This is a genomic window from Mycobacterium sp. IS-3022 (assembly GCF_001500065.1).
Lineage (GTDB): Bacteria > Actinomycetota > Actinomycetes > Mycobacteriales > Mycobacteriaceae > Mycobacterium.
Genome location: NZ_LQIN01000034.1, coordinates 208,743 through 231,875 on the forward strand (window position 1 = coordinate 208,743; position 23,133 = coordinate 231,875).

32 protein-coding genes are annotated in these 23,133 nt (G+C 68.5%); 11 read left to right on the forward strand and 21 right to left on the reverse strand.

Annotation, left to right across the window (positions count from 1 at the left end):
- Positions 1-2 precede the first annotated feature (2 nt).
- The 5 genes from AU188_RS18200 to AU188_RS18220 are packed head-to-tail and all read left to right on the forward strand — an operon-like array spanning position 3 to position 3,990.
- Positions 3-875 (forward strand): DUF58 domain-containing protein, encoded by an 873-nt coding sequence (locus AU188_RS18200; protein ID WP_059164975.1) that lies wholly within the window; start codon positions 3-5, stop codon positions 873-875.
- Positions 865-1,338 carry a hypothetical protein gene (locus AU188_RS18205; protein WP_059164974.1) on the forward strand — a complete coding sequence of 158 codons (474 nt, stop codon included), beginning with the start codon at positions 865-867 and terminating at the stop codon, positions 1,336-1,338. The genes AU188_RS18200 and AU188_RS18205 overlap by 11 nt, the downstream gene beginning before the upstream one ends.
- Positions 1,329-2,333 carry a hypothetical protein gene (locus tag AU188_RS18210; RefSeq protein WP_059164973.1) on the forward strand — a complete coding sequence of 335 codons (1,005 nt, stop codon included), beginning with the start codon at positions 1,329-1,331 and terminating at the stop codon, positions 2,331-2,333. Before AU188_RS18205 ends, AU188_RS18210 begins: the two co-directional genes overlap by 10 nt.
- Positions 2,330-3,268, forward strand: a complete 939-nt coding sequence (locus AU188_RS18215; RefSeq protein ID WP_059164972.1) for a vWA domain-containing protein — start codon at positions 2,330-2,332, stop codon at positions 3,266-3,268. Before AU188_RS18210 ends, AU188_RS18215 begins: the two co-directional genes overlap by 4 nt.
- Positions 3,268-3,990 (forward strand): hypothetical protein, encoded by a 723-nt coding sequence (locus AU188_RS18220; RefSeq protein WP_059164971.1) that lies wholly within the window; start codon positions 3,268-3,270, stop codon positions 3,988-3,990. Before AU188_RS18215 ends, AU188_RS18220 begins: the two co-directional genes overlap by 1 nt.
- Here AU188_RS18220 and AU188_RS18225 read toward each other — a convergent pair.
- Positions 3,987-4,331 carry an ester cyclase gene (locus AU188_RS18225; RefSeq protein ID WP_059165035.1) on the reverse strand — a complete coding sequence of 115 codons (345 nt, stop codon included), beginning with the start codon at positions 4,329-4,331 and terminating at the stop codon, positions 3,987-3,989. The two genes, AU188_RS18220 and AU188_RS18225, sit on opposite strands and share 4 nt — an antisense overlap.
- 125 nt (positions 4,332-4,456) lie before the next feature.
- Positions 4,457-4,768, reverse strand: coding sequence for a DUF4229 domain-containing protein (locus AU188_RS18230; protein ID WP_059164970.1), 312 nt, complete (start codon positions 4,766-4,768; stop codon positions 4,457-4,459).
- A 52-nt stretch (positions 4,769-4,820) separates the two neighbouring features.
- On the opposite strand from AU188_RS18230, the gene AU188_RS25570 reads away from it, so the two are divergent.
- The gene (locus AU188_RS25570; protein WP_172799537.1) at positions 4,821-4,982 is read left to right on the forward strand and encodes a hypothetical protein; all 162 of its coding nucleotides are present in this window, start codon (positions 4,821-4,823) and stop codon (positions 4,980-4,982) included.
- Positions 4,983-4,991: 9 nt separating this feature from the next.
- Here AU188_RS25570 and AU188_RS18235 read toward each other — a convergent pair whose 3' ends face one another.
- From AU188_RS18235 to AU188_RS18270, 8 genes are all read right to left on the reverse strand, one after another.
- Positions 4,992-6,137: a MinD/ParA family ATP-binding protein gene (locus AU188_RS18235; RefSeq protein ID WP_082686687.1), complete on the reverse strand. Its 1,146-nt coding sequence runs from the start codon at positions 6,135-6,137 to the stop codon at positions 4,992-4,994.
- A 68-nt stretch (positions 6,138-6,205) separates the two neighbouring features.
- Positions 6,206-7,174: a c-type cytochrome biogenesis protein CcsB gene (ccsB, locus tag AU188_RS18240; RefSeq protein WP_059164969.1), complete on the reverse strand. Its 969-nt coding sequence runs from the start codon at positions 7,172-7,174 to the stop codon at positions 6,206-6,208.
- The gene (resB, locus tag AU188_RS18245; protein WP_286137552.1) at positions 7,171-8,694 is read right to left on the reverse strand and encodes a cytochrome c biogenesis protein ResB; all 1,524 of its coding nucleotides are present in this window, start codon (positions 8,692-8,694) and stop codon (positions 7,171-7,173) included. Before resB ends, ccsB begins: the two co-directional genes overlap by 4 nt.
- 122 nt (positions 8,695-8,816) lie before the next feature.
- The gene (locus tag AU188_RS18250; protein ID WP_059164967.1) at positions 8,817-9,650 is read right to left on the reverse strand and encodes a cytochrome c biogenesis CcdA family protein; all 834 of its coding nucleotides are present in this window, start codon (positions 9,648-9,650) and stop codon (positions 8,817-8,819) included.
- Positions 9,647-10,264 carry a TlpA disulfide reductase family protein gene (locus AU188_RS18255; protein WP_156426738.1) on the reverse strand — a complete coding sequence of 206 codons (618 nt, stop codon included), beginning with the start codon at positions 10,262-10,264 and terminating at the stop codon, positions 9,647-9,649. The genes AU188_RS18250 and AU188_RS18255 overlap by 4 nt, the downstream gene beginning before the upstream one ends.
- Positions 10,261-10,881, reverse strand: coding sequence for a histidine phosphatase family protein (locus tag AU188_RS18260; RefSeq protein ID WP_059164966.1), 621 nt, complete (start codon positions 10,879-10,881; stop codon positions 10,261-10,263). The genes AU188_RS18255 and AU188_RS18260 overlap by 4 nt, the downstream gene beginning before the upstream one ends.
- A complete protein-coding gene (hemL, locus tag AU188_RS18265; RefSeq protein ID WP_059164965.1) occupies positions 10,878-12,182 on the reverse strand; it encodes a glutamate-1-semialdehyde 2,1-aminomutase in 1,305 nt (434 codons plus the stop codon). Before hemL ends, AU188_RS18260 begins: the two co-directional genes overlap by 4 nt.
- A gap of 52 nt (positions 12,183-12,234) precedes the next feature.
- Complete coding sequence (locus AU188_RS18270; protein WP_059164964.1) at positions 12,235-12,618, reverse strand: nitroreductase/quinone reductase family protein; 384 nt, start codon at positions 12,616-12,618, stop codon at positions 12,235-12,237.
- Between the two features lie 21 nt (positions 12,619-12,639).
- Between AU188_RS18270 and AU188_RS18275 the strand changes: the two genes are divergently transcribed.
- Positions 12,640-13,020 (forward strand): nitroreductase family deazaflavin-dependent oxidoreductase, encoded by a 381-nt coding sequence (locus AU188_RS18275; protein WP_059164963.1) that lies wholly within the window; start codon positions 12,640-12,642, stop codon positions 13,018-13,020.
- 5 nt (positions 13,021-13,025) lie between these two features.
- Here AU188_RS18275 and AU188_RS18280 read toward each other — a convergent pair whose 3' ends face one another.
- On the reverse strand, positions 13,026-13,712 hold the full coding sequence (locus tag AU188_RS18280) for a FadR/GntR family transcriptional regulator (RefSeq protein WP_059164962.1): 687 nt from the start codon (positions 13,710-13,712) through the stop codon (positions 13,026-13,028).
- 84 nt (positions 13,713-13,796) lie between these two features.
- Between AU188_RS18280 and AU188_RS18285 the strand changes: the two genes are divergently transcribed.
- The 4 genes from AU188_RS18285 to AU188_RS18295 all read left to right on the forward strand — a co-directional run bounded on the left by AU188_RS18285 (position 13,797) and on the right by AU188_RS18295 (position 16,709).
- Complete coding sequence (locus tag AU188_RS18285; protein ID WP_502687623.1) at positions 13,797-15,005, forward strand: CynX/NimT family MFS transporter; 1,209 nt, start codon at positions 13,797-13,799, stop codon at positions 15,003-15,005.
- Positions 15,006-15,140: 135 nt separating this feature from the next.
- Positions 15,141-15,266, forward strand: a complete 126-nt coding sequence (locus tag AU188_RS25840) for a hypothetical protein (protein WP_286137541.1) — start codon at positions 15,141-15,143, stop codon at positions 15,264-15,266.
- Positions 15,267-15,514: 248 nt separating this feature from the next.
- Positions 15,515-15,988 (forward strand): hypothetical protein, encoded by a 474-nt coding sequence (locus AU188_RS18290; RefSeq protein WP_059164961.1) that lies wholly within the window; start codon positions 15,515-15,517, stop codon positions 15,986-15,988.
- 61 nt (positions 15,989-16,049) lie between these two features.
- A complete protein-coding gene (locus AU188_RS18295; RefSeq protein ID WP_156426737.1) occupies positions 16,050-16,709 on the forward strand; it encodes a hypothetical protein in 660 nt (219 codons plus the stop codon).
- Here the strand turns inward: AU188_RS18295 and AU188_RS18300 are convergent.
- From AU188_RS18300 to hemB, 10 genes are all read right to left on the reverse strand, one after another.
- Entirely contained in the window at positions 16,657-18,015 is a 1,359-nt protein-coding gene (locus AU188_RS18300; protein WP_059164959.1) for a cytochrome P450, read from the reverse strand. The two genes, AU188_RS18295 and AU188_RS18300, sit on opposite strands and share 53 nt — an antisense overlap.
- Positions 18,012-18,497 carry a pyridoxamine 5'-phosphate oxidase family protein gene (locus AU188_RS18305; protein WP_059164958.1) on the reverse strand — a complete coding sequence of 162 codons (486 nt, stop codon included), beginning with the start codon at positions 18,495-18,497 and terminating at the stop codon, positions 18,012-18,014. Before AU188_RS18305 ends, AU188_RS18300 begins: the two co-directional genes overlap by 4 nt.
- A gap of 80 nt (positions 18,498-18,577) precedes the next feature.
- The gene (locus AU188_RS18310; RefSeq protein ID WP_059165031.1) at positions 18,578-18,904 is read right to left on the reverse strand and encodes a hypothetical protein; all 327 of its coding nucleotides are present in this window, start codon (positions 18,902-18,904) and stop codon (positions 18,578-18,580) included.
- A gap of 44 nt (positions 18,905-18,948) precedes the next feature.
- Positions 18,949-19,641: a TetR/AcrR family transcriptional regulator gene (locus AU188_RS18315; RefSeq protein ID WP_082686684.1), complete on the reverse strand. Its 693-nt coding sequence runs from the start codon at positions 19,639-19,641 to the stop codon at positions 18,949-18,951.
- On the reverse strand, positions 19,628-20,485 hold the full coding sequence (locus AU188_RS18320; protein ID WP_059164957.1) for an oxygenase MpaB family protein: 858 nt from the start codon (positions 20,483-20,485) through the stop codon (positions 19,628-19,630). Before AU188_RS18320 ends, AU188_RS18315 begins: the two co-directional genes overlap by 14 nt.
- Before the next feature lie 115 nt (positions 20,486-20,600).
- On the reverse strand, positions 20,601-20,852 hold the full coding sequence (locus AU188_RS18325) for a hypothetical protein (protein ID WP_059164956.1): 252 nt from the start codon (positions 20,850-20,852) through the stop codon (positions 20,601-20,603).
- Positions 20,849-21,331 carry a transport-regulating membrane protein Mce1N gene (gene mce1N, locus AU188_RS18330; RefSeq protein WP_059164955.1) on the reverse strand — a complete coding sequence of 161 codons (483 nt, stop codon included), beginning with the start codon at positions 21,329-21,331 and terminating at the stop codon, positions 20,849-20,851. The genes AU188_RS18325 and mce1N overlap by 4 nt, the downstream gene beginning before the upstream one ends.
- Positions 21,328-21,699: a hypothetical protein gene (locus tag AU188_RS18335; protein WP_059164954.1), complete on the reverse strand. Its 372-nt coding sequence runs from the start codon at positions 21,697-21,699 to the stop codon at positions 21,328-21,330. Before AU188_RS18335 ends, mce1N begins: the two co-directional genes overlap by 4 nt.
- 20 nt (positions 21,700-21,719) lie before the next feature.
- On the reverse strand, positions 21,720-22,145 hold the full coding sequence (locus tag AU188_RS18340) for a hypothetical protein (protein WP_059164953.1): 426 nt from the start codon (positions 22,143-22,145) through the stop codon (positions 21,720-21,722).
- Positions 22,142-23,122 (reverse strand): porphobilinogen synthase, encoded by a 981-nt coding sequence (gene hemB, locus AU188_RS18345; protein WP_082686683.1) that lies wholly within the window; start codon positions 23,120-23,122, stop codon positions 22,142-22,144. The genes AU188_RS18340 and hemB overlap by 4 nt, the downstream gene beginning before the upstream one ends.
- Positions 23,123-23,133 lie beyond the last annotated feature (11 nt).

The window sequence follows — 23,133 nt, forward strand, 5'->3', positions numbered from 1 at the left end:
CCATGGGCAAACACCTCACCACGGCGAGGACGCACTTCGGCACCGACACCCGCGGGATGCTCGAAGGCGGCCGCTACGCGCTCGTGCACACCCGCAGCCTGGAATTCGACGATCTGCGGCCCTACGTGCCCGGCGACGACGTCCGCGATATCGACTGGAAGGCCTCGGCCCGGTCCGGCCACGTGCTGATCAAGCGCTTCGTGTCCGAAAAACACCACAAGGTGCTGATCGTCGCCGATGCGGGCCGCAACATGACCGCGCTGACACCGAGCGGCGAACTCAAACGCGATGTGGCCGTGAACATCATCGGCGCATTCGGGCTCATCACGCTCGGCCGCTCCGATCAGATCGGCATGGTGTTCGGTGACGCGCGCGGCTGTGTCAACATCCGCCAACGCCGCGGCGAGACACACATCGAGAGCCTGCTGCACCGGTTCTACGGTCACACGGCGAACGCAGCCGGCCGCAGCGACATCGTATGTCAACTGAATTACGTCGCAACGCATTACCGGCATCCGATGCTGATCGTCGTGGTTTCTGACGAACCGGAGGTCGACGAACGGCTCAGCGACGCCGTCACGCGCTTGACCGCCCGCCACGATGTCATGTGGGCGACGGTGACCGACATGCCCGCCGTCGGCACCACCGCCGACGATCGCGCTGGTTTCGACGTCTCGACAGGGCGTTTCGTCCTCGACACCGCCACGCTGGGCCCGCGGGTGCTGGCCGCCTATCGTCGCGCCGAGCAGATGCGGGCGCACCGACTCGACGAGTTCATGACCACGCGCGCGGTTCCGCACACCAGAATCGCCGCCAGCAGCCAGATCCGCGCCCGGCTCGTCGAGTTGACCGGGGTGTTCGCCCGTGCCGGATGACCTGTTGCGGTTCGTCGGCGGGCCGATACCGTACTCGCCGGCGTGGCTGTGGCTCGGCGTGCTGCTGACCCTCCTCGTGATCGCCTGGTACGTCGGCGTTTTCGTGTGGACGCTGCCGTCGCGACGACTGCGCCGCATACCTGCGGTGCGTTCGCTGCACGGCAAGCTGCTGCGCCGCCGTTTCACGCGAGCGGTGCGGCGTATCGCCGGCCGGCACCGCGATGGTGAGCTCACCGCCGCTGAGGCCGGTGCCGCGATGAGCCGCACCCTGCGCAGTTTCCTCAACCAGGCGACGGGTGTCCGGGCGCAGTACATGCACCTCGACGATGTCGCGTCCGGTGAGTTGGCGCCCGCCGCGCCGATGCTCACCGCGCTCGACGACGCGCAGTTCAACGCCGCGTCACCGGTGCGCGTCGGTGAGACCGGCGTCGCGGTCGAGGAGCTGATCCGCTCGTGGCCCTGACCTGGTGGCCGGTCGCGGTCCTCGGATTCGTTTGCCTTGCAGGCGCTGTCGCGCTGGCGGTGTTGGTGCCGACGAAGTCCTCGCAGCGACAGTTGCGACCGCTGGCGAACACGGCGCGGTTGACCCGACTGCCGGAGTATGCGCGGGTGGCGCGTGCCCGGACCGTGTCGTTGATCGTCACGATCGCCTTGCTGGTGCTGTTGTTCGGGGCCGCGGCACTGGCCAGCGCCCGTCCCAGCGGCTTGTGGTGGTCGATGCAGACGTCCGACGTACCCGAGGACATCATGCTGTGCGTCGGCCAACCGGCCACCGAGCCGACCACCGGCGAGTTCCTGTCCCACTTCGCCGAGCAGGCCAGGGCGTACGGCACTCAGCGCATCGGATTGACCTCCGCCAACCGCCGAGTGATCCCGCTGACCCGAGATCATCCGTTCGCGGTCGAAAAGCTCGGTGAGGCAGCGGGTCTGGCAGACCTTCCGGCCGACACCGCGCTCTCACCCGCTCAGCTGTCGGCGAAGCGCAACGCGCTCGCGTCGTTCGCCGCACCCGTCACGTATGTGGACTACGCGCCGAGCGTCACCGACATCCTCGCGCTGTGCCTGGCCGGATTCCCGGCCGACGAACCGCCCGACGAACGCCGGCGCTCGCTGATCTACCTCGGCCCCGGCCAGTTGCGCGCCGCGGACGAGCCGCGCCCCTCCTTGTTCAGCGAGCAGCAGGTCACCGAGATGGCGCGTGAGCGCGGCGTCCAGGTCAATGCGCTGGTGTCGTCGCCGGGCCCCCTGCGGTCCGTCGTGGAGGCCACCTACGGGCGGTACGCGCCCATCGGGGCCGACCTGGCGGCTCAGTTGGACGGAATCCGCGCACACCCGCCGGATGTCGACCGGTCGGCCATCCTCACCGGGTTCCGCGGAGACACCCCGACCGTCCCGTTGGCGGTCGCGGTCGCGGTGTCGGCGCTGTTGTGCCTGTCCCTGGCGGTGTTGCGGCGATGACGTTCTCCCCCGTCGTACCTCCGGTGCTTCTGATCGCGATCGCCGCGGCCGTGGTCGTGCTCCGGCTCATCACCATGTGGCAGTTGGCGCGCACCGCGCGGCAGCGATGGACCACGGTGTGGCGATGGTCGGCGCTGACGCTGGCGGTGGTGCTGATGTTGATCGCCGCGGCAAGGCCGGCGATCGGCGGGGGCTCACAGGCCTCGGTGGAGACCGCCTCGGGCGATGACGCGACGGCCAACGTGTTCCTGATCGTCGACCGCTCCGCCGACTCGGCCATCACCGATCACCTCGCCGGGCAGGCTCGGATGGCCGGCATCCGCGACGACGTCACCGCGCTCATCGACCGTTACCCGCGGGCCCGGTTCGCGCTGATCACGTTCGCGTCCCGCTCGTCGCTGGAATGGCCGCTGTCCGAGGACAACTGGAGCCTCAAGCCGGTCGTCGCGGGTGTGCGTCCCTACCCGGAGGGCACCGCCGCCGAGGTGAACGCGGCGGCCGCCGCGAATGTCCTTCGCTACCAGTTGATCGCAGCCGGCCAACGCGACCCGGATGCGCAGAACCTGGTCTTCTACTTCGGGTCGGGCGCACCGTTGTCGCGGGTGCCGCAGGGCGAGTTCGACCCGGTGCCCGGCTCGGTGGACGGCGGGGCGGTGTTCGGTTACGGGGCCACGCCAAACGAGCCGGGCCTTCGACGGATCGCCGATCAGCTCGGCGTGCCGTTCGTAGCGCGCGACGCCGCCCGTCCCGTCACCGACGCGGCACCGGACGTGAGCGGTGTGTCGCCGGCGCAGTCCACCGGCGCCGCACCCGACCGCACGGATCTGTATTGGGTGTTCACCATGGTCGCGGCCGTGCTGTTGCTGTTCGAGATCTACCTCACGCTGCGCGAGTTTCGGACCAGCCGCGCGGCCCGCCGGGATGAGGACGTCTGATGCGCGCGCACAGTCCCCGTCCGTCGCGGTTGCGGCTGCGGCGCCGGCTGCTGCTGTTCTCGGCTCCCCCGGCGGTCGCGGTGATGGCCGTTGCCTTGAAGTTGATCTCGGCGGTGGTGGCCGGCGAATCGGCGGTCTCGAACTTCGCGCAGCGCGACGCCGATGCGCTGCGCGCCGATGTCGCGGTGATGGGTGTGCTCAACGTCGTCGAACCGGCGCGGGCGCCGTTCGCGGCCGGTGCGCTCGCGGTGCTCGACGGCCGTCTCGACGACGCCGACGCACACTTCTCGGACGCGCTCAGCCGGACGCCGCGTGAACAGTCGTGTCCAGTCCTGATCAACCTGGAACTCGTCCGCGAGCGCCAAGGCGATGTGGACGCCTGGGAGAACCGGCCCGACGCGGCGCGGGAGAGGTACCGCAGCGCGTTGGGCGTCGTCGAGAACGCGCCGGCGCGCTGCTTCGAGGCCAACTCCGATCCCGATCCCGAGCGCAGGGCCGTCCGCAACGACGCGGCACCGAGGCTGATCGCCAAGATGGCCGGTCTGACCGCTCCGCCGCCTGTTCCGCCGCCTGCGCCGGCCCCCGCCCCACCGCCCGCGGCGCCGCCGCCCGTACCGGTGTTGCCCGAACCCGATCTGCCTCGCGACGCCTTGAGGCTGGATCCCGCCGCCGGGGACCCGCTCGACAAACTGCAGCAGGTGCTTCAGGACGCGGCCGGTTAGCCGGTGGAGGTGCCCGTCCAGTACTCGGCGAACCGTCCGTCCGCGATCCGCAGGATGTCGTTTCCGGTGAACCGCTTCGGTCCGTCCTCGGTCGCGCCCGTGCCGATCCACCTGGCCGCGAGCATGTCCCCCTCGACGAACGGCTCCACCTCGATCACGAACTTCAGGTCGTCGAGCATCTGATGGGTCTCCCCGACGACTGCCTGCAGTTCCGCCGGACCCCGCACCACACGTTGCGGCCAATGGCCGACGAAGTCGTCGGTGACCAACTCGGCCGCGACGGGTTCTCCCGACCACAACTCGTCTATCCACCGTGCATACAGGGCTTTGGGCGAGGTCATGCCCGTGTACTTACCGGGCGAGACGCGGATGCGCAATCCGCCCCGCGAAGCGGACGGCAGAAAATGCGCGGATAGTCTGTGGCACCGGTCAATTCGACCTCGAACGCTTCGCGCCGCGGCGGCCGTCAGGGCGTGGACGGCGGCTCTTCGCCACGCAACCGGGCCTGCAGCTGCGCCCGGTCCCGGCGTCGACCTTCGTCGAACGCGGCGATGCTCGCGGTGGCACGGCGGCGGAGCGGGGCGAACAGCCAGATGCCCAGCGGAAGAGCGATCACCAGCGCGAAAAGCAGCGCGACGACGAGCGGGAACTCGCGAAGACCGAGCAGATGGCCCGCGCCGAAGATCACCGCCGCCAGCGCCGCCACGAGCAGCAGACGCGCCAGCACATAAGCCAGCACATCGAGCACGAGCCGCGTTCCGGGACGACCGTCAGACACGAACCGAGCCTACCGACGGCGCGTATATTCGAAGAAAGGAGGTTTTGTTCCCGTGGCGTACCTGCTCCTGATTCTCGTGCTGGGCGTGCTGATGTATGTCGCCTGGCGGCTGATGCGAGTCTCTTCGAGCCGTCCGCGGACCCGCGTGATCGGGCCCGACGACGATCCAGAGTTTCTGCGTCGGCTCGGCCAGGAGGACAACCCGCGCCCCTGACCCGCGAGGTCAGCGTTGGGCGCCGGGGAACCCGGCCGCGACGGCGGCGGCGAGTTCGAGCAACGCTTGTCTGGTCTCCGGTTTCAGCCGGTCGAGGCTGATCTCGGCGCCTTCCTCCAGGTGCGGGTCGAACGGCACCTCGAGCACCGCGCGGCAACGCCGGTTGAAGTGGTCGACGACCTTGCGCATGTCGACCTTCCCCGACCGTGGTCGCACCGCGTTGATCACCGCGATCGAGTTGCGCACCATGTCCTGGTGGCCGTGGGCGTCCAGCCAGTCCAGCGTCGCCGAGGCGCTGCGGGCCCCGTCGACCGAGCCCGAACTGATCACGACCAGGGTGTCGGCCTTGGCGAGCACCGCCGCCATGGCCGAGTGCATCAGCCCGGTGCCGCAGTCGGTGAGCACCAGGCTGTAGAACCGTTCGAGGACTTCGAGGGTGCGGGTGTAGTCCTCGGAGCTGAAGGCCTCCGACACCGCGGGGTCGCTCTCGGAGGCGAGCACCTCGAGTCGGCTCGGGCTCTGTGAGGTGTAGCTGCGGACGTCGCTGTAGGCCTGGATGCCTTCGGCGTCGCGCAACAGGTGACGCACGGTGGCCGGCGTCTCGAGCGGCACCTTCTCGCTGAGCGTGCCGCGGTCGGGGTTGGCGTCGACGGCTATCACGCGGTCACCGCGGATCGAGGCGAGCGTCGCGCCGAGCGTCGCGGTGATCGTGGTCTTGCCGACGCCGCCCTTCAGCGACAGCACCGCGATGCGGTGGCAGCCCCGCAGCGGCCGCTGAATCTGCGCGGTGAGCGTGCGACGGCGAACGGCCTTCGGTCCGTCGCCCAGGTTGATCAACTTGAACGACGCGAAGTACAGCCACTTGCGCCAGCCCTCGGAAGGGGCGCGCTTGGGTTGGCCGAGCAAGGCGACCGTCGACAGGTCGAGATACGGCGCCGGGTCGTGCTCTGGGACCTGCGGCGGCGGCGAACTGACCGGCAGACCGTTGGGCGGTGTCGGCGCCGTCCACTCCGGCGGCGGTTCGGCGGCGGGATCGCTGAACCGGCTCTGCGCACGGAAACCGCCTGGCGCATAAGCATTTTCGGGAATCACCGAAGGGGAAGCCGCATCCTCGCCGGGACGATCCTGAGCGCGGTGCGCCGGATGTTCAGACACGCTGACGGTCCCCCATGGCTTCGCAGGCTGACGTGGCCGATCTTAGCGAAATGGTGATACGACGGCCCTCAGCCCACTCCGGCGTAGGAGTGCAGGCCCACGGTCACCAGGTTGATGAAGAACAGATTGAACACCATCGCGACGAAGCCGACGACGTTGATCCAGGCGGCCCTCTTGTCGCGCCAGCCCGCGGTGGAGCGGGCGTGCAGATAGGCGGCGTAGACCACCCACGCGATGAACGACACCGTCTCCTTGGGATCCCACCCCCAGTAGCGGCCCCACGCCTCTTCGGCCCAGATCGCCCCGAAGATGACGCCGAAGCCGAACACCGGGAAGGCGAAGATCGTGGTGCGATAGGCGATGCGGTCGAGGGTCTGCGGATCGGGCAGGCGGTGCACGACGCGGGCGAGCACGCCGTCCGCTCCGGGGTCGCCGAACCGCGACATCTTCATCAGGAACAGGATGCTGGCCACACCGGCGACCAGGAACACCCCCGAGCCCAAACTCACCACCGAGACGTGGATGGGCAGCCAGTACGACTGCAGGGCGGGCATCACCGGCGCGGCGTTGGTGTACAGCCAGCGACCGGAGACCGTCAGCAGGATCAGTACCGGAACGAGCACGAACACCCACAGCGACCGGTACTGCGGGCGCCGCAACACCACCGCCGCGGCAACCAGGCCGCAGAAGCAGGTCAGGTTGATGAACTCGTACATGTTGCCCCACGGCACCCGCGAGGTGGCCAGGCCGCGCAGCACGATGCAGCCCAGCAGCAGGCCGATCCCGACATAGGTCAGCGCCAGGCCGGCGCCCCCGATGCGCTCGTCGACCGGGCGCTTGGGGGTGTCGGCGACGAGGCCCGGTGCGCCGCTGTCGGCGCCCACTCCGACCAGCTCGCGGGTCTCGGCCTTGCGGCTGCGGGTGTACGCCAGCTCGATCGCCAGCAACAGCAGCGCGCCCACCAGGACAAGCACCGATGAGGTGAACGCCCAGTCCGAATACCGCGCCAAGCCGATGTCGATCTGCTCGGAATTCATGTGACCTTCTCTCCTGCGGGCTGCGCCGACGTCGCATCGGGAAGGAGGCGCTGTGTCAGCCGCTCGAACTCGTCACCCCAGCCGGAGTTGTCGGTACGCGCCAGCCCGCCCAGCTCGACGGTTACCGTACCCGGACCTGCGGGGTTGATCCGAATCCAGACGCGGCGTCGGCGCACCACCAGCGACACCAGCAGGCCGGCCATCATCGTCAGCGCGAACACCAGCACCCACACCTGGGCCGGGTCGTGGGAGACCTGCACGTTGATGAACGGCACGGCGCCGTCGAACCGCACCACGGTGCCGTCGTCGAGGCGCGTCGACTCCCCCGCCCCCAGGTTGACCCGCGCCTTCTTGGTCAGCCGGCCCTGTTCGATGAGCCGCGGGTCGAGGGTGAACAGCGACTGCGGCCGACCCGTGTCAAGGCCGGTGTCGCCGCGGTAGATGTCGACGGCGACGGCGGGATCGTTGAGCGCGGGGAAGCTCGAGGACAGCAGCGTGCCGTGCAGCTGTTCGGTCGGCGCGAACAACCCCATGATCGCGAGCTGGTTGTCGCGGCGTTCGTCGGCGTCGGGGTAGGTGCCGCCGGGCGGATCGAACCGGTGCACGCCCGAAGACAGCAACGTCATCTGGTCATCCGGGCGCCACTGCAGCGTTTGGGTGCGCGTCTGCCCGTCGGGGAACGTCACGGTGAATGTCGGTGCGTAACCGTGGCCCTGCAGATAGATCCGGTCGCCGCCGACCCGCAGCGGATGGTTGACCTTCAGGTGGTAGGGCCGCCAGGTGCCGGATCGGAGGTCGGCGCCCGCTTGGTACTCGATGTCGGCGGCGAACGACGTCGCCTGCCCCGTCGGCAGATAGTCGGCTTGGAAGTCGTTGACACGTAGACAGATCGGGTTCAGCGAGGTGCCGTCGACGGTGTTGCCCGCGCGAAACGAGTCGAACGCCGCGGGCGAGGCCGAGCAGAATCCCGGGCCGCCGTCGGCGATCACGATGACGTTGCCCTCATAGCCGAACAACTTGCCCGCCGCGACCGCCACGAGCAGCCCGAGCAGCGAGAAGTGGAAGACGATGTTGCCGAACTCCCGCAGATAACCCTTCTCCGCTGAGATTTCCGTGATTTCGTCGTTGCGCCGAACGGCGGTGCGCCATCCGCGCAGTCGCGAAGTCACCGTCGCGGCGAGGGCTTCGGGCTCGGCCGCCGTCTCGATGCTGTGGTGTTTGGGCAGCCGGCTCAGGTTCCGCGGCGCGGCCACGGGGGTCGCCCGCATGCTGCGGAAGTGTTCGATCAACCGCGGGGTCAGGCAGCCGACTAGCGAGATGAACAGCAGGACGTAGATCGCGGTGAACCAGAAGCTGGAGAACACGTCGAAGGCCTGCAAGCGGTCCAGCCACGGCCCGATCGTCGGGTGTTCGGCGATGTACTCGTGGACCTTGGACTCGTTGAGGCTGCGCTGGGGCAACAGCGCGCCGGGGATCGCTGCGAGCGCCAGCAGGAACAGCAGCACCAGCGCGGTACCCATCGACGTCAGCGTGCGCCACGTGTTGCGTATCAGCGCGGCACTTCTGCGCGCGAACAGTCGCAAATTGCCCAGTTTTCGCGGGTTTTTCGGGCAATTTGCGTCTGGTCGCGCCGGGGTGGTGCTCATATCGGCAGCGTCACGTCACTGACGAACGCGTCGCGCACCCAGGACACGAAGTCGCTCCACACACCGGTCACCAGAGCGGCCCCGACCAGGATCAGCAATACCCCGCCGACGATCTGGATGGTGCGGGTGTGCTGTCGCAGCCACGCCAGCCCCTGCACGGCGCGCGCCGACCCGAATGCCAACAGCACGAACGGTATTCCCAGGCCCAGGCAGTAGGCGATGACGAGCGCGACGCCGCGGGCGACGTTGCTCCCGTCGGTCGCCGAGGCCACCGCGATCACCCCGGTCAGCGTCGGGCCGAGGCATGGTGTCCACCCGAGCGCGAACACCGCGCCCAGCAGCGGGGCGCCGCCGAGCGTGGAGATCTGCCGCGGGGTGAACCGCGCCTCGCGCTGCAGGACCGGGATGAACCCGACGAACACCAGCCCCATCACGATGGTCACCACGCCGCCGATGCGCTGCAGCAGAAGCTGATTGGTGATCAGTGACGTGGTCATCCCGAGGACCGCGACCGTGCCCAGCACGAACACGACCGTGAAACCGGCGACGAACAACGCGGCCGCACCCGCCACGCGCAGCCGCGTCGCCTTCGCCGAAGCAGCAGTGCGATTTGTGGAACGGGAACGGCGCTCACCGCCGCTAACACTCCACAAATCGCCGGGCGCATCGTCGGAAACGCCCACCACCGCGGCCAGATACGACAGGTAGCCCGGCACCAGCGGCACCACGCACGGCGAGGCGAACGACACCAGCCCGGCCAGCGCGCTGACCAGAAGCGCCAGCAGCACCGGGCCGCCCGCGATCAACTGGTCGACCCCCTCGAGGCTCATGTGCCGGCCTCTTTGTGCTCCGCCGCCCCGTCCTTTTCGCCTGCAAGGCGTTCCACGACCGGCTGCAGATCCTCGGCGAGAAGTTCGCGCAGGAACACCGCCGCGACGCGGTGCTCCCGGTCGAGCACCACAGTCGACGGGATGACCGTCGTCGGGTACCGGCCGCCGAACGCGATCATGGTCCGCATCGCGGGGTCGTAGATCGAGGGGAAGGTGATCTTCCGGTCGACGATGAAGTCGACCGCGGCCTGACGGTTGCTGTCGCGGACGTCGATGCCGAGAAATGCCACACCGAGGTGCCGCGTCTTGTCGTAAACCTGCTGCAGTTGGGTGATTTCGGTACGGCACGGTCCGCACCACTGTCCCCACACGTTGAGCACCACGACCTTGCCCGCGAAGTCGTCGAGGGAAATGGTTCTCGAAGGGTCCATCAGATCCGGACCGCTCAGCGGGCCGGGCCGGCCGCGGTCCTGCGGCGGATCGTAGAAGATGTCGGTCTGCCCGCCGGGCGCGACGAACTCGAAGGTGCCGCCCTGCGCGACCGCGTCGTCGCCGGTGGAGCAGCCAGCGAGCGCGACGATCGCCACGCACGCCAGAAGCAACCGCAGCTTCACTGCCCGGCCAACTCCGCGTAGCTCCAGCCGACGTAGGCGTCGCCGTGAAAGTAGAACGAGGTGAGCGAAGCCAGGTTGCACAGCCGTCGGGTCGGAAAGTGGTGCAGCGCATGACCGGTCATCGACCGGCGCAACGTCTCGACGGGCAGTTGGTGGCTCACGCACACCGCCTCGTGGCCCGCCGCCTTGGCCCTGGCGCGATGCACCGCGGCGGTCATCCGCTCGGCGATCTCGCTGTACGGCTCTCCCCAGGAAGGCGTCCGCGGGTTGCGCAGATGCCACCAGTTGCGGGGGTCGCGCAGCGCACCGTCGCCCGGCGAGACCCGTTGTCCCTGAAAGATGTTCAGCGACTCGATCAATCCGTCGTCGGTGTCGACCGACAACCCCAGGCCCGCCGCGATGGGACCCGCGGTCTCCTGTGCCCGCTCCAACGGCGAGGCCACCACATACACGATGTCGCGCGACGACAGCCAGTCGGCGACCGCCTGCGCCTGCGCCCGGCCCCGCTCGGAGAGGTGATAGTCCGGCAGGCGGCCGTACAGGATCTTGTCGGGGTTGTGCACCTCGCCGTGCCGCATCACGTGCACCACGGTCTTCACGTCCTCGGTGCTCGTCATGCCGGTCTCTCGGCTTCCGCCGCGGCTCGCGCGGCGCCCGGCAGGGCTGCGGCGATCCGGTCGAACGCGTCGTCGTCCAAAGCCGTTGAGACGAACCAAGTCTCGAACGCACTCGGCGGCGGGTACACGCCGGCATCGAGCAGCGCGTGGAAGAACGCCGGGAAGCGCCATGTCTCGGAGGCCCGCGCCGATGCGAAGTCGGTCACCGCCGCGTCGGTGAAGAAGACGCTGAACATGTTGCCGGCGCGGGGAACCCGGTGCGCCACGCCGGCTTCGGTCAAGGCGCGGCTCAGCAGCTCGGTCAGGCGGTCGGCGTTGGCGTCGAGTTGGGCGTAGGTGGCGTCGTCGGCGGCGCGCAGCGTGGCCAGGCCCGCCGCCATCGCGACCGGGTTTCCCGACAGGGTGCCCGCCTGATACACCGGCCCCAGTGGGGCCAGCCGATCCATCACCTCGGCTCGGCCACCGAACGCGGCCGCCGGCAGTCCGCCGCTCATCACCTTGCCGAAGGTGAACAGGTCGGCGTCGACGGGATCGACGCCGTACCAGCCCGACCGGCTGACGCGGAACCCCGTCATGACCTCGTCGACGATCAGCAAGGCGCCATGTTCGGCGGTGATCCGGCGCAGCGCGGCGTTGAAGCCGGGCAGCGGCGGGACGGTGCCCATGTTGCCGGGGCTGGCCTCGGTGATCACGCACGCGATCTCGTCGCCGAAGCGGGCGAAGATCTCCTCCACCGCCGCGACGTTGTTGTACGGCAGCACGATCGTGTCGGCGGCCGCGGCGCCCGTCACCCCCGGCGACGACGGCAGCCCGAGCGTGGCGACGCCGGAGCCCGCGTCGGCCAACAGCGCGTCGCTGTGGCCGTGGTAGCAGCCGGAGAACTTCACGATCTTGGCCCGGCCCGTGTAGCCGCGGGCCAACCGGATCGCGCTCATCGTGGACTCGGTGCCGGAGTTCACCAGCCGCAGCCGCTCGACCGGTGCGACCCGGCCGATGATCTCGGCGGCCAGTTCCGACTCCGAGGGGGTGGGGGCGCCGAACGACAAGCCGTCGGACACCACTCGCTGCACCGCCGCGACCACATCCGGATGCGCATGGCCGAGGATCATCGGCCCCCACGAGCAGACCAGGTCGACGTAGCGGTTGCCGTCGGCGTCGGTCAGCCAGCAGCCACTGGCCGAGGTGATGAACCGGGGGGTGCCGCCGACCGCGGTGAACGCCCGCACCGGGGAGTTGACCCCGCCGGGGATGAGGGCGCACGCGTCGGCGAAGAGCTTCGCGGAGACGTCGGTGCTCGACATGGCCACCAGTGTCCCAGCAGGCTCGAAACCGTCAACTACAGGGTGTAGTGGCTCAACCGGGAGTGAGCGCGAAGGTGGGGTGATCGACATCAGACGGCAGCTGCTTCCAGTAGGCCTCGACGACCTTGCCCGCGAGCGGCCGGTAGGCGGCGATGATCGGCCCGCGCTTGTCGACCGGCACCTCCGTGGCAACATACGCCACGTCGCCGAGCTTGACGTGGGGATCGGCGCGGACGTTCTTCACCCACTCGGCCTCGCCTCGGGTGGAGACCAGATACTTGACGCCGTCGACCTCGGGGACCACCACGGGGATCTGTTGCGGCTGCTTGCTGACGCGCTTGGTCACGGTCAGTGTCTGGCTGTTGCCGACTCCGGTCGCCATCGCGATCTTGTTGAAGATCTTGCGCACGAACCACGGAGGCTTGAGGTAGGCCATGGCGTCGAGTTTGATGGCCGTATGCAGCTGCCGCAATGGCTGGCCCGGTTCAACCGGCATGTGACCAATCCGATCCAGCGGCTGTGGGCCGGCTGGGCGCCGACCTTCGGCATCCTCGAACACGTCGGCCGCAGATCGGGCACGCCGTATCGCACCCCGTTGACGGTCTTTCCCACGGAGGATGGCGTGGCCATCCTGCTCACGTACGGACCCGACCGCGACTGGCTGAAGAACGTCACCGCCGCCGGCGGCGCGCGGATGAAGCGCTACGGCAAGACCTTCGAGCTGCGCGCGCCACGCGTGATGCCCAAGGCCGAGGCGGCGCCGTCGGTGACGGGTTTCTGGCGGCCCATCTTCGCCCGACTGCCCTTCGAACAGGCCGTGCTGCTGACGCGGGTGTAGCTCGACTACGTCGACGCCTCGTCCGACAGCCGGAACTCGCTCAAGATCTCGTCGATGAACCCGCCGGCTTCGAGCCCGGCGGATTCGACGTCGCCCGCCGCGATTGCCTCGACCAGGCGGCCGTGATCAATCACGGCCGTGGCCGGTTCCTCGGCTGCGGTCGCGACACTGGCCATGACCACGTCGGTGAGCCCGCGATACAGCTCGATCAGCACGACATTGTGGGAACTGCGCACCACGGCGACGTGGAACTCGGTGTCCGCACGGGCGAAGGCCTCGGGCTCCTCGGACGGGGAAATCTGGTCCCGACGTTTCAGCAGGGCCCGCAAGTCGTCGACGTCCGCCGCGGTTCGGGCCCGGGCGGCCAGCCGCGCCCCCTCCACTTCAAGACAGCGCCTCACCTGTAGCACTTCGCGCAACTCGGTTCCACAGAGTCGGCGTAGAGCGCCCGATACCTCACTGGTCGCCCGGACGTACGTCCCGTCACCTTGGCGGACCTCCAGCAAGCCGCTGTGCGCCAACGCCCGAACCGCCTCCCGCACGGTGTTGCGCCCCACGCCGAGCGCTCCCGCGAGTTCCGGCTCGGCGGGGATGCGGGAGTTCACCGGCCATGCGCCCGACTCCACGGAGGCACGCAGTTGCTCAATGGCCTGATCGACCAGGCCGGTCCTGCGGGTGGTAGCGAGCGTCACACATTCTCCATTTCATCCGATCATCGGATGTATGAGACTCTACAACATGTGACTTCCACCGGGCTCGGCGGCGCCGTCGACAAGATCAGGCAGGACGCCGACGCCCCTTGCCGCAACGAGATAGACCGGCCCCCGCTGCTGGCCGGTCGGTTCCTGCTCGTCGTTGCGGTCGTTCTCACCGCACTCAACCTGCGGCCGGCGATCACCAGCATCGGGCCGTTGCTGGGACCGATGCGCACCTCGCTGGACGCCTCGGCCACCTGGGCAGGCGTGCTGACCACGCTGCCCGGGCTGTGCTTCGCGGGTGCAGGACTGGCCGCGCCGGCGCTGGCCCGCCGGTTCGGTCTGGGGCCCGGAATCGCCGGCGCGATGGCGACGCTGGTTGTCGGGCTCGTCGTTCGCCCGCTCGACGGGGCGTTCGTGGTGATCGGCGGGACGCTCGTCGCCACGGCGGGCATCGCGCTCATCAACGTGCTGATCCCGGTGGTCATCAAGGACGCCTTCCCGGCCCAGATCGGCGTGATGACCGGTATCTACACCGCCGCGCTGCAAGGCGGCGGCGCGCTGGGCGCGGCGGTCACGCCGATGCTCGAGCAGGTGTTCGGCGGGTGGCGGCAGGCGCTGGGCGGCTGGGCGTTGCTCGCGGCGCTGGCGTTGGCCGCCTGGCTGCTCGGCGGCAGGGATCTCGGTAGGACCGACCTCGGCGCCACCGTCGAACCACGAGACCGCCCGATGATGCGCAGCGGCCTGGCCTGGATGGTGACGTTGTTCTTCGGTTGTCAGGCCTGCCTGGCGTACATCGCGATGGGGTGGCTGCCCGAAGTTCTGATCGACAGTGGCCTGACGCCGACGCAGGCCGGCCTGCTCAGCGGGCTGGTGTCACTCATCGGCGTGCCGATCGCGCTGTTCGGCTCGCCGCTGGCGGCCCGCGCGACGAGTCAGGGTCCGTGGGTCCTCGCCCTGGGCGTGACGGGGCTGACCGGCGTGCTGGGCCTGATGCTGGCACCGGCGGCCGCTCCCCTGTTGTGGAGTGCCCTGTTCGGAATTGGGTTGGGCGCCTTCTCACTTGCGTTGACCATCATCGCGCTACGGGCGCGAAACTCGGCAGATACCGCCCGGTTGTCCGGCATGGCGCAGGGCATCGGGTATCTGCTGGCCGGGATCGGTCCCTTTCTGTTCGGCCTGCTGCACGACGCGACGGGCGGTTGGACCGTGCCATGGGCGTTGGTGCTGGCCGTCTACGTGATCCAGATCGGTGCCGGGATGGTGGCGGGCCGCAACCGCTACGTCTGAGAAGACGCGCGGCTGTCGCCGCCGCCGGGGCGGCGGTCCGGTCCCTTTTCTGGCCCAATTGCACGGCGACTGGCCTTTATTTTTTTCTCGGGTATGGTCGCGCATTGATGCGGGGTGCCAGCGAAAGGAGAAGTTGTGGCTGGTAAGTCTCAAAGTAAGGAACTCAAAAAGCCGTCGATGACTCTCAAGGAACGCCGCGCGGCCAAGCGGGAAAAGACCGCCGAGGAGACGATTGCGCGCCGCAAGCGGGCAAGCCGCTAGTAAACCGAGCGGACCGCTTCGACTGCGGTATCGCAGTTTCTGTGATCCGGCCGCGGCATTCGCATTTTTTGCGATCCGCAATTTTCACGACACCTGCCCAACAAACTGCTGAAGTGGAAAAGGCGCGTGCGCGAAATTGTGAAAAGACGGAAAAAGCACGTTACGGGTCGAGAAATCGACCATTCAGAAGTGTGGGATTCGAAGGATGACACAGTGTCTTTTGAAGACGATCAGATATTGGCGTGCGGATGACCGCGACGAGCGTTGACCACGCAGACACGGGGGCGGGGCGTCGGGGCGCGCCCGCGGCGGCGACGAAGGCGGAGTCCACGAAGACCGGCAGACCTTCCGGTGCGGCGGGCACGAGGGTGCTGGTGCGACTGCTGGACGACTTGGCCGATGCGCCACCGCCGGCGGATCGAAGCACCGCATACCACAACGGCTACACGGCGGGCATTCGATTCGCACGTATCTGTGTGCTCGACGAGATCGCCTTGGCGTCAGGGAGTTTCGCGAAGTCATCGCATACCCGCGGGCGTCGGCGAGACCGGGAACGCGTACGCGCCGGCGTGGCCCTCGGCACGATAGCCGCGAGACTGTCACGGGATGCCGTGCCGGGCGCCGAAGACGACGCTGCGGGCCGTCGGGACGCCATTTCGCTTGCGTTGCGGCTGATTTCCGAGTACGAGCGAGAAATAAACCAGGAGACCGGCGGCGTCTAGGTGAGCGCTTCACACGAGTAGTGAGGTTGTGTTGGCGGTTCAGGTATCCGGCGATGCGCCGGTGACGATTTACGGCCGGCTTCCGGGCGTTGCGGAAGCGATTGCTGCGGCATACCGAAGTCACGGAATTGCGGTGTGCCACGGCCGCCCACCGTGCGGACGGCCGACGGCTTCGCGCTGGACTGGCACTGTCGCCTGGCCAGCCTCGGCGGCGGGGTCCGACGACGAGCCGCTCGAGGCAGCGATCCTCATCCTCGATGCGGACGCCGTCGAATCGCTGTTCGGTGACGGCCATTCCCGGCCGCCGCGCAGGCGTCTGCGGGCGTGTGAGAGCGACTGCAGCCAGTTGGGGCTCGCGGCGGTCGCCACCCGGGGCGCACGCCGGGTCCTGGTGGTCTGCGACGTGCGTCGGTTGTCGTTCGGCCAGAGGATGCGCGCCCGCCGGTGGGTTCGGAACCTGGCGCACCGAATCGCCTACGAAAGCTCCATCAACGGATTCGATGAGCTTGCCACGGCGTTGGCCGAGATCGGCACCGATGAGGAAGTCGCCTTCGCCGCTGCTGCCGCCGTCGATTGGCACCGTCGGGAACAACTCAGTAGCGCCGCACAGCCAGAGCGCCTCCCCCTCTCCGGTGCCGACCGACACGCCTCGACTGCACTGTGCGACGTCAGTCGCGCGGGCGCACACGGGCCCGGATCGGTCCCTTCGCGACGGTGGTGAACGGCACCTCGCACTCGAAAGTGCCATCGACCGAGCGGATCTCCATCGCGCGTACGATCGTGGCCAGCGCCAGCGTCGTCTCCAGTCGCGCGAAATGCTCGCCGATGCAGGGACGGCCGCCGGCGAGGAACGGCAGAAACTGCCAGCGGTTGCGGTTCTTGACGTTCTCGGGACTGAACCGCTCGGGGTCGAACGTCATCGGATCGGGCCACAACGCCGGATCGTGGTGCAGCCCATACAGTCCCAGGGCCACCAGCGTCCCAGCTTCGACACGGTAGCCGTCGACCACGATGTCACGGGTCGCCTGCCGGGCCACGCCCGCGGCCGGGGGGCACAACCGCAGCGCTTCGTGGAGCACCTGCACGGTGTAGCCGAGTCGGGGGACATCCTCGGGGGTCAGCGGCCGATCACCGATGGCGGCGGCTTCCGCGGCGACGCGGGCCTGGATGTCGGGATGATGTCCGAGCACCCACAGCGAGTACGTCAACGCGGTCGACGTGGTGTCGTGTCCGGCGAGCATGAAGATCAGCAGGTCGTTCGAGATGTCGTCATCGGAGATCGGCAGGCCGGTCTCCGGATCTCTCGCAGCCATCAACGCCCGCACGAGCGGGGCGTCGCGCGTCGGGTCGGTGCGACACGCACGCACCATCTCGTCGGTGATGTCCTTCATCTCGGCGACCGCCCTGCGGGTCCGCCGGCGCGCCGGCGTCGGCAGCCAACGTGGTGCGCGCACCGGACGCAGCGCACGGTCCGCGGTGTAGGACGACGCGACGTGCATACACCGGGCGATGGTGTCGGCGCGCTCGTTGAGGTCTACGCCCAGCACCGACCGGCCCAACGACTGCATGGCCACCCGACGGCACTCGACGTCGAGGTCCACGTCGCCGCCGTCGGGCCAGCGGTCGACGAAAGCCTGTGCCGCCCCGGACATATGGCCACCGAAGTTGCGGACGTTCTGCTTGGTGAACACCGGCTGCAGCGCACGTTTGCGCGGGCGCCACAGGTCGTTGGGCAGCACGAACAGGCTGTCGCCCGCCATGTTGCGGACCTCGTCGTGATAGATGCACCGGTCTGAGGAGGCATCGGAGCGTCCCAGCACGTCGCGCATCCCGTTCGGCGACATCACCGCAACGATCGGCGGATACAACTTCCTCGGTGCGAACTGGATGCGCGTGAGGGGACCGCCGGCGGCACGAATCACTTCCTGTCCGGTGTCGAGCCTGCGCACAAGTTTCAGCAGCTGCCAGACCGGCAGTGGGTTCTTCGGCACCAGCGGCAACGCCCGGGCGTCGATCGTGCTGGTCATGTCGAGGACCAGGTCAGCGGTGCCCCTTCGCCTTTCGTCATCACGGTGCCGGGCATCACCCTGATGCGGTAGGGGGTCAACCGCAGCGCCGCGAACTCGTCGGAGGTCGGCCCGTCCTGCCACATCGGGACGATCCTCGGGTCGTAGCCCACCGGCTCGGGACCGTTCGCGAACTTGTCCCACACCGCGGTCCGCGTCTCGTCGTCGACGTACCACTCGACCAGGCACTCGGCGCTGCAGGTGTCGTGGTTGGTGCTCCAGTAGCTCACCGAAACCTCGGGGTGCACGGCGAGATGGTCCTTCTTGATGGGGGTCGGCACGGTGGCGATCCAGCCGAGCAGGTCGGTGCCGTCCCACTCCCATATCGGGTGCAGGATGCGGGTGCGGGGACGACCGTTGGCGTCGACGGTGGCCACCGAGGCCCACACGATCGAATGCGCCATCTCGACGAAGACGGGCGCGATCTGTTCGAGAGTGGTCACGGTTGCCTAGCGTAGGCAGCGCTACGGGTCGACCGAGACACCGAGTTCCACCTCTACGAGATGGTGGTCCCGACGCAGAGTCAGTTACCGGTGCTCTCGGCGCCTTGGCCGCCTGCGGATTCCTCGCTGAATTTCGGGTTGCCCTCGTCGTCGAGCCAGTCGTTGACGGCGGTACCCGCGACCGCCCCGCCGCTGCCCGGCATCTTGGTGGTCGGCCGGTCCTCCTCGTAGGCCTTGTACATCTCTTTGGCCTTCTCACGATGCTCGTCGGTGACGTCGGGCTTCTCGGTCGGCGGCGGTGTCTCCTGCTCGCTGGTGACCTGGTGGTGTTCGTCGGTTTCCGGTTCGGCTTTCCGCTGTTCGTCGGTGAGCCGATCGTCATCCTGCTGCTTGTCGTCGGTGCTCATGGCATATATCTGCCCGAACGTGTGATCCACCAAACAGAGGCGGGCTAACCAGTCGGCGCGGTGCGCAGCGCCGGCGGCAGGCTCGGCAGGAAGTGCCGGCGGGCGAAGGTGCGGATGTCGTCGGCGGACTCCAGCGGCTGGGTACTGGGCAGCAGCAGCACCATCGCCGCGTACCGCAAGGTGATGTCGGCCAGCTCCTCGATCGCCTGCTCGCCGATCCGCTCGGTGAACCCGGCTCCGAAGATGGTCCGCAACGCCGCGGCCATCCGGGCGATCGCCGCCCCGTAATGCGTACGCGTGAGCTCGAGCAGCAGTGCCGGCTCATCGGTCAGCATTCGGTACAGCACCCGGTGGCGGCGGAACTTCAGGATCGAGAGCGTGAATGCCTCGACGTAGTGATTCGACTGCGGCCCAACTCGTTTGACCTCGTCGGCGATGTCGGCGAACAGCGCGATGTTCTCGCGCTCGATCACTGCGGCGACGAGTTCGTTGCGGTTGGCGAATCGCCGGTAGATGGTGGTGCGGCTGACCCCGGCGCGACGGGCGACATCATCGAGTGCGACCCGGCGCACGCCGTGCCGCTCGAACTCGATGACGGCGGCGTCGAGGATGGCTTCCGTCGTGGGCGACGAATCAGGCCCCGTCGTGGGCGACGAATCAGGCCCCGTCGTGGGCGACGAATCAGGGCCCGTCGCGGGCGACGAATCAGGGCCCGTCGCGGGCTCACGCCCGGGCATAGCCCTTTTGCGCATAGCCGTTGTAGCGCACAGACATTGGCAGACGGTCCCACACCGAGTTGACCGGCCGCGACCGACACACCGCGGCGAAGCGCTGGTACCGCCGCTCCTGGCGGTCACTCCACGGCAGCTCGAGCAGCGCGCGGGCGCGTGGCGGCAGACCGCCGGTGGTCAGGAACGCCGCCAACGGGTTGAACACCGGGGCGATCAGCCGCCACGCCCACCGCGGAACGCCTTTCGGGCAGGGCAAACCCTTCGTCACGTAGCCGACTCCGTACCGTGCGGTCCGGTGAGCGACGACGATCTCGTCGAGCATGCGGTCCCAGTAGCGCTCGAATTCGTCGTAGGTGGCAGGCATCGGCCGGTCGCTCACGCCATAGCGGCGGTACCACGTCTTCGACTCGAGGTAGATCTGTTCCTTGTCCTCACGGCTCAACCGCTTGACGAAGGTGTCGGCGAAGTACAGCACCTGATCGACGAACGTCGCGTGCGCCCAGAAGTAGGTGTCCGGGTCTAACGCGTGATAGCGCTTGCCGTCCGGCATTTCACCTTTGATCTCGGTGTGGAAGTCGCGCACCTGGGTGCCGGGATGATCGTCGTCGGAGCCGTAGACGGTGTTGAAGATCGGCGGCAGGGAGCGCTTCACCCGGGCGGCGGTGTCGTCGAAGAACACCGAGTGGTCGAGCACGCCCTGGCCGAGTTCGGCGAGCATGTTCTGCAGCACCGCAGGCCGTGGCCCGATCAGGTACATCCGGTTGTCCCCGAAGTAGCGCCACACCAGCGACTGCGGCCCCAGCGGCAGGGCGTCGTCCACGCTGTCGTCTTTTTCCACCAACTCGGTCATTGGCACAGTGTTACAAATTCTGCACTTTGTACCAAGTGGATGTGAGCGACCTCTCACCAACCGCGAGCGGCCTCTTTCTACGCGGTGCAGCGGGCGTGTCGCCGTGCAGACGCGGTCACCCGCGGGCGGGAGGAGGGCGGCGGCGGCGGAACCGTGCCACCGCGAGCACCGCCAGCACGCCCGCGACCGTCGCCAACACCAGCGCCAGCCCCAGCAGGGGCGCGCTGTACTCCACCGACGTCGTCGGGGGTTCGCCTTCGAGCACCGGCGCCACCATGACCGTGGTGGTGGCCGCCAGCCAGCTCAGCACGCTGCCGACCGCCGCGGCGAGGGCCAGCATCAGCTCCAGCGTTGCCCGTACGGTCATGCCGGTGGGATGCGCTCTTCGATCAGCTGAGTCAGCGCCTCCCGCAGCCGCTGGTGCTTGCGCGCCCACGCCTGCGCGGTGCGGTCGTTGGTCAGCTTGAGCCCGATGCCGGTGCGGCCACGCGGAACGCCGGTGAGCTCGCCGAGCGCCCGTGCCGCCTGCCACTTCGGCGTCTCGCTGCCGGTCGCTTCGGGGTAGACGCGGACGATCTCGTCGGTGCGGATGCGTTCGGTGCCCTGCCGCAGGGTCTCCGGCGTCAGCTCGACCGAGGTGTGGATGCGCGCGGCCTTGACCTGGATCCCGAGGAAGCCGCTGACGAGCACGAGGAACACGCCGGGCATCAGCACCTGGAAGCCGTAGCCGGCGGACGCCTGGATCAACCCCATGGCGATCGCCGCCGCGGGCCCTGCCGCCACCCACCACCAGCTGGCTCCCTGCTCGTAGAACAGCACTTGGGGTCGGACCTGGTTGTCGGTCACGTCGGTTCCTCTTGCTTCGCCGCACCCGGCCGGGTGACGAGGATCGCCCCGGCGATCAGCGGCAGGACCGCGATCAGGGTCACGATGTGCACGATGCCCCGCGCCGAGAGCAGCACGACGAACACGACGATCGTCAACGACAGCGCGACACCCGCCCTGCGGAACCGGACATCACCGGTGCGGATCCGGCCGGCAAGGAATGCCATACCGGCGCCGGCGGCGACCGTGAGCATGCCCGCGCCGCGGAACAGGGCCGGCAGGTTCACCGAGGCGGCGATCAACCCGCCGACCATCAACATCACCGAGGCGACGACCCAGCACCAGAAGGCGGCGGTGACGACGCGGGTTCGCGGCGCGGGAGCGGTCATGGTCGGGTCAGCCTAACCCGTCACCGCGTGAAGTAATCTGTGGCGTCTTTGCGGTGCAAGAGATATGCGCCCCCGAGGATCAGCACCGACCCGAGGATGGCGGTGACGGCGTAGGCGACCGCGGCGGCGGCCGGACGGTCAGAGTTGAACAGGCTGGTCGCCACATAGACGACCACCGCCAGACCGGCGCCGGTCAGCACGGTGCGGGCCCACCGGTAGCCGTGCCGCATCAGGATCTGGAAGGTCAGTACGACGGCCGCAAGGATCACCACGAAGGTCACCGAGACCACCAGCACCGGGACCGGCAGCTCGCGAGCGCGATCGGTGACCAGTAGGTCGACGACATGCCCGACGACCATCAGCGCAAGCGCCGCCACCCAGAGCCAGAAGCCGGTGTCGACGTCCTCCGGTCGGGCACCGGGCGCGGCGGGCGGTTCCGGGCTCACGCCAACCAACCGGCGACGTCGGCCGCCCAGTACGTCAACACGATGTCGGCGCCCGCCCGCCGGATACCCATGAGGGTCTCCAGCGCGACGGTCTGCAGGTCGATCCAACCGTTGGCGGCCGCGGCGCTGATCATCGAATACTCGCCGGACACCTGGTAGGCGGCCACCGGCACGGGCGAGAGGTCCGCGGCCGCACGCACGACGTCGAGATATCCCATCGCGGGCTTGACCATCACGATGTCGGCGCCCTCGTCGATGTCGAGTTCGACCTCGTGCAGTGCTTCCCGGGCGTTGCCCGGATTCTGTTGGTACGTACGGCGATCCCCGCGCAGGCTCGACCCCACCGCCTCCCGGAACGGGCCGTAGAAACCGGAGGCGAACTTCGCGGCGTAGGCCAGGATCACCGTGTCGGTGTGCCCCGCGGCGTCCAGGCCGTCCCGGATCGCTGCGACCTGGCCGTCCATCATGCCGCTCGGCCCGACCACGTGTGCACCCGAATCGGCTTGTGCCACAGCGAGTTCCACGTATCGTCGGTTGGTCAGGTCATTATCAACCCTGCCCGTCCCGTCCAAAATCCCGCAGTGGCCGTGGTCGGTGAACTCGTCGAGGCAGGTGTCGGCCATCAGCACCGTGTCGTCGCCGAGGTCCTTGGCGAGATCGCGCAGCGCGACGTTGAGAACGCCGTCCTCGGCCACCCCCGCAGACCCCGTTGGGTCCTTGTCCTCGTCGCGCGGCACGCCGAACAGCATCAGGCCGCCCACGCCCGCGGCCACGGCGTCGGCGGCGGCGCGACGCAGCGAGTCACGGGTGTGCTGCACGACACCGGGCATGGAACCGATTTCGCGTGGTTCATCGATGCCGTCGGCGACGAACATCGGCAGCACCAGTTGTCGTGGCTCCAAAGTGGTTTCGGCGACGAGTCGCCGCATCGCCGGCGTGGCGCGCAGCCTGCGCGGCCGATGCCTGGGAAAGCCCACTAGCGGCTCCT